The 7099-nt window shown below is 65.5% G+C and carries 7 protein-coding genes and 1 riboswitch; of the genes, 2 read left to right on the forward strand and 5 right to left on the reverse strand.

The window, feature by feature from the left end; all coding sequences use genetic code 11:
* Window positions 1–57: 57 nt before the first annotated feature.
* On the reverse strand, window positions 58–1443 hold the full coding sequence (locus HU729_RS24310; RefSeq protein WP_186664860.1) for an aldehyde dehydrogenase family protein: 1386 nt from the start codon (window positions 1441–1443) through the stop codon (window positions 58–60).
* Between the two features lie 118 nt (window positions 1444–1561).
* On the opposite strand from HU729_RS24310, the gene HU729_RS24315 reads away from it, so the two are divergent.
* Both HU729_RS24315 and HU729_RS24320 read left to right on the forward strand, forming a co-directional pair.
* Window positions 1562–2425 carry a LysR family transcriptional regulator gene (locus HU729_RS24315; RefSeq protein ID WP_153773677.1) on the forward strand — a complete coding sequence of 288 codons (864 nt, stop codon included), beginning with the start codon at window positions 1562–1564 and terminating at the stop codon, window positions 2423–2425.
* A 230-nt stretch (window positions 2426–2655) separates the two neighbouring features.
* Window positions 2656–3177, forward strand: a complete 522-nt coding sequence (locus tag HU729_RS24320) for an acyloxyacyl hydrolase (protein ID WP_186711787.1) — start codon at window positions 2656–2658, stop codon at window positions 3175–3177.
* Between the two features lie 122 nt (window positions 3178–3299).
* Here the strand turns inward: HU729_RS24320 and HU729_RS24325 are convergent, their stop codons facing one another.
* The 4 genes from HU729_RS24325 to HU729_RS24340 all read right to left on the reverse strand — a co-directional run.
* Window positions 3300–4322 (reverse strand): iron ABC transporter permease, encoded by a 1023-nt coding sequence (locus HU729_RS24325; protein ID WP_186711788.1) that lies wholly within the window; start codon window positions 4320–4322, stop codon window positions 3300–3302.
* Window positions 4322–5290 carry an ABC transporter substrate-binding protein gene (locus tag HU729_RS24330; RefSeq protein WP_186711789.1) on the reverse strand — a complete coding sequence of 323 codons (969 nt, stop codon included), beginning with the start codon at window positions 5288–5290 and terminating at the stop codon, window positions 4322–4324. The genes HU729_RS24325 and HU729_RS24330 overlap by 1 nt, the downstream gene beginning before the upstream one ends.
* Window positions 5287–6063 carry an ABC transporter ATP-binding protein gene (locus tag HU729_RS24335; RefSeq protein ID WP_186711790.1) on the reverse strand — a complete coding sequence of 259 codons (777 nt, stop codon included), beginning with the start codon at window positions 6061–6063 and terminating at the stop codon, window positions 5287–5289. The genes HU729_RS24330 and HU729_RS24335 overlap by 4 nt, the downstream gene beginning before the upstream one ends.
* Before the next feature lie 111 nt (window positions 6064–6174).
* Window positions 6175–6381: riboswitch (cobalamin riboswitch) on the reverse strand.
* 82 nt (window positions 6382–6463) lie between these two features.
* Window positions 6464–7099, reverse strand: a 636-nt coding sequence (locus tag HU729_RS24340; protein WP_272996983.1) for a MaoC/PaaZ C-terminal domain-containing protein, incomplete at its 5' end; no start/stop codon positions are given.

Consider the following 7099-nt stretch of genomic DNA (forward strand, 5'->3'; position numbering starts at 1 on the left):
CAAGCCCGCTCCTACAGGGAGCGGGCTTGCCCGCGAAAAGAGCGACGCGCACTCGCCTCAGTTACGATCCAGCCAAACCGTCTGCACGTTGCAGAACTCGCGCACACCAAAGTGCGACAGCTCACGCCCGAAACCGCTCTTCTTCACGCCACCGAACGCTACCCGGGGGTCGGAGGCGCAGTAGCCGTTGATGAACACTCCGCCGGTGTCCAGTGCCGAGGTCATGCGCTCGGCCCGTGCCAGGTCAGCGGTGTAGATCGTCGCCGCCAGGCCGAATTCGCTGTCGTTGGCCAGTTCTACCGCGTGCTCGGCGTCACGGGCGCTGATAATCGCCGCCACCGGACCGAACAGCTCCTGCTTGAAGGCGGTCATGTCGGGGGTGACGTTGGCGAACACGGTCGGCTCGTAGAAGTTGGCGCTGCCTTCGACCTTCTTGCCGCCCAGCAGCAGCGTGGCGCCTTCGGCGAGAGTCGCCTGGACCTGGCCATCGAGTTCGTCGCGCAGGTCGAAGCGGGCCATCGGGCCGAGGTAGGTGTCATCCTGCAGTGGGTTGCCGATTTTCAGGGCGCGGGTCGCTTCCACGAACTTCTGCGTGAAGGCCTCGACGATGCTGTCTTCCACGATGAAACGCTTGGCCGCGGCGCAGACCTGGCCGGTGTTCTGGTAGCGGCCGATCACTGCAGCTTTGACGGCGGCATCGAGGTCGGCATCGGCCAGCACGATGAACGGATCGGAACCGCCCAGTTCGAGCACGCACTTCTTCAGCGCAGCGCCCGCTTGAGCGCCGATGGCCATGCCTGCACGTACGCTGCCGGTGAGGGTAATGGCGGCGATGCGCGGGTCATTGATCGCGCGGGTGACGCCATCCGGGGTGACATTGACCACCTCGAACACGCCTTGCGGCAAGCCAGCCTGCTTGAACAGCTCGGCCAGCAGGTAGGCGCTGCCCATCACGTTCGGTGCGTGCTTGAGTACGTAGGTGTTGCCAGCCAGCAGGGCGGGGACGGCACCACGCAGCACTTGCCAGATCGGGAAGTTCCACGGCATCACCGCGAGGATCGGGCCGAGCGGGCGGTATTCGATGCGCGCTTTCTCGATCTGGGTGGCCTCGGGGGCGAGCATGGCCGGGCCGTGTTCGGCGTACCACTGGCACAGGCCGATGCACTTGGTCACTTCGCCGCGAGCCTGGGTGATCGGCTTGCCGATCTCGCGGGTGATCATCACCGCGAAGGCTTCATGGTTGGCCTGCAGGGTATTGGCCAGGGCGATCAGGTATTCGCTGCGCTGACCCAGCGACACCTGGCGCCACTGGGCGTAGCCGACCTTGGCGCGTTGCAGGGCAGCGTCCAGTGCGGCATCGGTGTCGTAGGGGTAGGCGCCAATCTGTTCGCCGCTGTACGGGTCGACGGAAATGGCATGGGTCAGGCTGCTGATCTCGCTCATGGCGGGTCCTCTTGTTGTCTTGGCGGTGTCGTATTCGACTGAAGGCCAGACTAGAGGCGTGCAGCTTTAATGAAAACTGAATAATAATGAGCGAAACATTCACGAATGGAGAATGGCTGTGGACCTGGTGCAACTGGAAATGTTCAAGGCGGTGGCCGAGCACGGCAGCATCAGCGCTGCCGCCCAACACATCCATCGGGTGCCGTCGAACCTGACCACCCGTATCAAGCAGCTCGAAGAAGACCTGGGGGTGGAGCTGTTCATCCGCGAAAAGAGCCGCCTGCGCCTGTCTCCTGCGGGCTGGAACTTCCTTGAATACACCCGGCGCATCCTTGAGCTGGTGCAGGAGGCACGCTCGACCGTGGCCGGCGAAGACCCGCAAGGCACCTTTGCCCTCGGCTCGCTGGAGAGTACTGCGGCGGTACGCATTCCGGCAGTGCTGGCAGCCTATAACCAGCGTTATCCGAAGGTCGACCTGGATCTTTCCACCGGCCCTTCGGGGACCATGCTCGAAGGGGTGCTGTCGGGGCGGCTGGTGGCAGCCTTCGTCGATGGCCCGGTGCTGCACCCGACACTGGAAGGCATGCCGGTGTTCGAGGAGGAGATGATGGTCATCGCCCCCTTGAACCACGCTCCGGTCAGCCGCGCCCAGGACGTCAACGGCGAAAGCATCTATGCCTTTCGCGCCAACTGCTCGTACCGGCATCACTTCGAGAGCTGGTTCGTCAAAGACAAGGCCGTCCCGGGCAAGATCCACGAGATGGAGTCGTACCACGGCATGCTCGCCTGTGTCAGCGCCGGTGCAGGCCTGGCCCTGATGCCGCGCAGCATGCTCGACAGCATGCCCGGCGCCAGTACCGTCAGCGCCTGGCCGTTGTCCGAGGATTTTCGTTACCTCAAGACCTGGCTGGTGTGGCGTCGCGGTACGGTGTCACGCAGCCTGAGCATGTTCATCCGCCTGCTGGAGGAGCAGGCGGGCTGAAGGGTTCAAGGCGAAAAAACCGATACCTTGCTAACTTTTTTCCTATTCGATAGTGGCAAATGACTTTCATCTTTTATCGCGGCTGACGATAATCAGAAAAGTATTACTACTTGTGACCCCAGGTGGGATGGCCTGGGGCGCAAGCGAAGAACGAGAGGCCAAGCCTCCACTTGCTGCAGGCACGCCCCACTAGGGCACCTGCCCGTGAAGACCTTCTGGAGTAGTCATTGATGAAAACCCGTCTTGCCACCTCGCTGGCCGCCGCCGTGCTGGCCCTTGCCGCTACCAACCTGGCCCAGGCCGCGCAAATCTCTGGCGCCGTGGGCGCCACCAGTCAGGGCGACATGACCTATCGCATCGGCCTGTCGTTCGACTGGGACAAGAAGTGGCTGCAGAGCAGCACCGGTCACCTGACCGGTTACTGGGATGGCGCCTACACCTACTGGGAGGGCGGTGACTACAGCGGCGCCCACTCCCTGTCGTTCAGCCCGGTGTTTGTCTATGAGTTCGGCGATTCGGGCTACGTCCCGTTCATCGAGGCCGGTATCGGCCTGGCCGCCTTCTCCAAGACCGACGTCGGTGATCAGAAGCTGGGCTCGTCGGTCAACTTCGAAGACCGCATCGGTTTCGGCCTGAAGCTGCCGGGTCAACAGAAGATCGGCATCCGCGCCACGCATTATTCCAACGCCGGCATCAAGCAGCCGAACGACGGCATCGAGTCGTACGCGCTGTTCTACAGCGCCGGCTTCTAAGCGCTGCCTGTGCACCGTCGGTATCGGGCCGACGGTGCATCACTGGCGGGCGATCAGCACCTGCCTTGCCACCCGATGTTCGAGCAGTTGCTCATCCATCCGTCGATCCACGTCCGTGCATGTCAGGCCTTGCGCCTCAGCAAGAGGATGAAGAACAGGCCGCCGATGGCCGCCGTAGCGATGCCGATTGGCAGATCCTGCGGGGCGATCAGGGTGCGTGCGCCGACATCGACCCAGATCATGAACAGCGCCCCGAGCAAGGCGCAGGCCGGCAGCAGGCGGCGATGCTCGGCGCCCACCAGGCGACGAGCCACGTGGGGCAGCATCAGGCCGACGAAACCGATGGCGCCCGACAGCGACACCAGCACACCGGTCAGCAACGCCGTACCGACGAACACCTTGGCCCGCACGCGCCGGGTGTCGAAGCCCAGGCTCACAGCGGTCTGCTCGCCACTCATCAGCGCGTTCAGCGCCCGCGCCAGGCTCATCAACAGTACGAAGCCCGCCAGCACGCAAACGGCCGGCAGCCACAACAGCGACCACTGCGCCAGGCCCAGCCCGCCGAGCATCCAGAACATCACCGAGGCGGCGGCATGCGGGTCGCCGGTGTAGAGCAGCAGGTTGGCGGCGGCCATTACCACGAACGACACCGCCACCCCGGCCAGCAGCAGGCGATCGCTCTCCAGGCGCCCACCGCGGCTGGCCACGCCGAGCACCAGCAACATACTGCCCAACGCGCCGATGAACGCGGCCAGGGGCAGGCTGAAGGCCCCGGCGAACGGGCCGAGAAACAGCACCACCAGCACTGCGCCGAACACCGCCCCGGAGCTGACCCCCAGCAGGTGCGGATCGGCCAGGGGATTGCGGGTCACCGCCTGCAGGGCGCCGCCGACCATTGCCAACCCTGCGCCGACCAGCGCCCCCAGCAACACGCGCGGTGCGCGGATCTGCCAGACGATCTGCGCCTGGCCGCGGCTCCAGTCGCCGTTTTCCCCCAGCCCCACCTGCTGCAGGACAATGCCGACCACTTTGCCCAATGCGACCTGCGCCGAGCCGAACCCCAGCGACAGCAGGCACGACAGCAGCAAGGCCAGCAGCAGCGAAACGATCAGCAGGCGATAGCCCGCAGGGCTGCGAATCGGCATCAGCGGCGGGCCTCGGCGAAGCGCTGCGGATGCAGGGCCGTGGCCAGGGTCTCGATGGCCTGGGCGTTCTCCACCGACGGTGTCACCTCCAGGTACGACAGCACCACGAAGCGCTGCTTGCGGATCGCCTCGACACTGCCCAGCGCCGGGTGGTGCAGGAGGAAGTCGCGTTTGTGCTGCCAACTGGTGGGCCCGTAGTCGACGATCACGATCACCTGCGGATCGCGTTCCACCACGCTCTCCCAGTTCACCTGGGTCCAGCTGGCGGCCACATCGCTCATGACGTTATCGCCTCCTGCCGTGCTGATCAGCGCCTGCGGCATCCCCAGGCGCCCGGAAGTGGTGGGGCGGTCTTCACCGCTGTCATAGAGGAATACGCGCGGCCGTTGCTTGATCTCGGCCATCTGCGCCGCAACGCGCTCGACGCGTTGGCGCAACTGGCCAACCAGCGCAGTGGCGCGCTCGCGCACATCGAAGATCCGGCCAAGGTTGTCCAGGTCGCGGTAGAGGTCTTCGAGGCTGGCCTGGCGCTGGGGCATGATCCAGGAGCACGACTCGCTCAGTTCATACACCGGGATGTCGAAGGGCGCGAGGGTCTGTGGGGTGACCGGCCCGCCGATGCGCATGCCGTAGCTCCAGCCGGCGAGGAAGAAGTCGGCGTTGGCATCGAGCAGGTTTTCCACCGACACGTAGCGCGGCGCCAGCTCTGGCAGCCCGTCAAGTGCTTCGCGCAGGCTTGGGTCGAGGGTTTTCCAGCCGCTGATGCCGCTGTAGCCGGCCATGTGGTCGCGCAGCCCGAGGGCCAGGAGCATGCCGGTGAGATTGATGTCATGGCTGACGGCATGCTGCGGCGCATGGGTGAAGGTGACGTCGCGCTCGCAACTGCGCACGGTCAGTGGATAGTTGTCGGCCTCGGCGGCCAGGGGCAGGGCGGCCAGCAGGGCCAGGCTGGTGAGCAGCGATTTCATGCAGGGCTGATCCAGGTAATGCGTGGATGGGAGGCCAGCGGGTGGCGGTCGACCAGGGCCTGTACGCCGAACACCTCGGCCAGGCATTGCTCGGTGAGCACGTGTTCTGGCGTGCCGTGGGCGACGATGCGCCCGGCATCGATCACGTACAGCCGATCGCAGAAGGCGGCGGCCAGGTTCAGATCGTGGAAGCTGGCCAGCAGGCTCAGGCCGGTGCTGCGCAGTTGCTGCAACAGGGCCAGCTGGAAGCGTGGGTCGAGGTGGTTGGTCGGCTCGTCGAGGATCAGCAGCCGAGGTTGCTGGACCAGTGCCCGCGCCAGCAGCACGCGCTGCTTTTCGCCGCCCGACAGGCAGACGAAGGCGTCGAGGGCGCGCGGCAGCAGGTCGAGCCTGGCGAGGGTGTCGTCGATCAGGCTCGGCTCGCCGTCGCCCTCGAACCAGCCCAGATGCGGGGTGCGGCCCATGGCAACGACGTCACGCACGTTCAGGCCGAAGTCTTCGGGGAACTCCTGCAGCATCACCGCGATGCGCTGGGCGACCCAGCGTGGGTTGCGCTGCCAGATATCCTCGCCATCGAGGTGCACCCGACCGGCGCTGGGGCGATTGAAGCGGTAGGCGCAGCGCAGCAGGCTGGTCTTGCCACTGCCGTTGGGGCCGATCAGACCGACGAATTCACCGGCGCCGATCTGCAGGTCGATACCCTCCAGCAGCGGCTGCCCACCGCTGTGCGGCGACCAGTGCAGGCCTTGGATGTGCAGGGTAGGGCATGACATGGATGAACCAACCGTCGCAGGGTGAGTGATACCCGAACGGTGGAGGTGCGCGCAGCTGTCGCGGGCGCGCGGCCGCCGCGAGAACCGGCCTGCGCCCGCCCACCGCGGGAGTTGCCAACTGCTGTGACAGGCCGGTCTCCGGGCTTGCGAGGGGCATGAGGCATTCACCTTCCCATGCCGTTGGCACAGTGGTGTATCGAATGCATCGCTCGCTTACCGTTGCGGGGGCAGCGCCGGACTGCTCGCAGGAGCGAGGCACCGGCTTCCCGTTTAATCCCCGGCTCGGCGGCAGGGGACACCTGAAACAAGGGGCGCATCTGAGCATTTATGGGGTGGGGAGTCAACCGTCCCTGTCGCGGGGCACGCCCGCGCCAGGGCCGACACGTCAGGCCGGCAATGATCAGCCGCGCTTGAGCACCAGCGTCAGGATGTCGTAACTGGCCACCAGTTCACCGAGCTGGTTGGTCACCTCCACATCCCAGGCCACCACCCCTTGCGGCTGCCCCAACGGGCTGGTCTTGCCCTGGTCGATTTTGCGCTTGCAGGTCAGGCGCGCCTGGATCGTGTCACCGATCCCCACCGGGTTGATGAAGCGCAGGGTGTCCAGCCCGTAGTTGGCCAGTACCGGCCCTTCACCCGGCGACACGAATAGTCCGGCCGCCGCTGACAGCACGAAGTAGCCATGGGCGATGCGCTTGCCGAACTGCGACTGCTTGGCGGCGATCTCGTCGAAATGCATGTAGAAGTGGTCGCCCGACAGGCAGCCGAAGTTCACCAGGTCCGCCTCGGTGACGGTACGTCGGTGGGTCAGCAGCGACTCGCCGATGCGCAATTCATCGAAGTAGCGACGGAACGGGTGCACCTCGGTCTCGATCACTTCAGCGCCGCGCACGTGCTCGCCAGTGATTGCCGCCAGCATGCTCGGCGAACCCTGGATCGCGGCACGCTGCAGGTAGTGCTTGACCGCCCGCAGGCCACCAAGCTCTTCGCCGCCCCCGGCACGCCCGGGGCCGCCGTGCTTGAGTTGCGGCAGCGG

The organism is Pseudomonas sp. RW10S2 (assembly GCF_014268985.1).
In the GTDB taxonomy this organism is placed as follows: Bacteria; Pseudomonadota; Gammaproteobacteria; order Pseudomonadales; family Pseudomonadaceae; genus Aquipseudomonas; species Aquipseudomonas wayambapalatensis.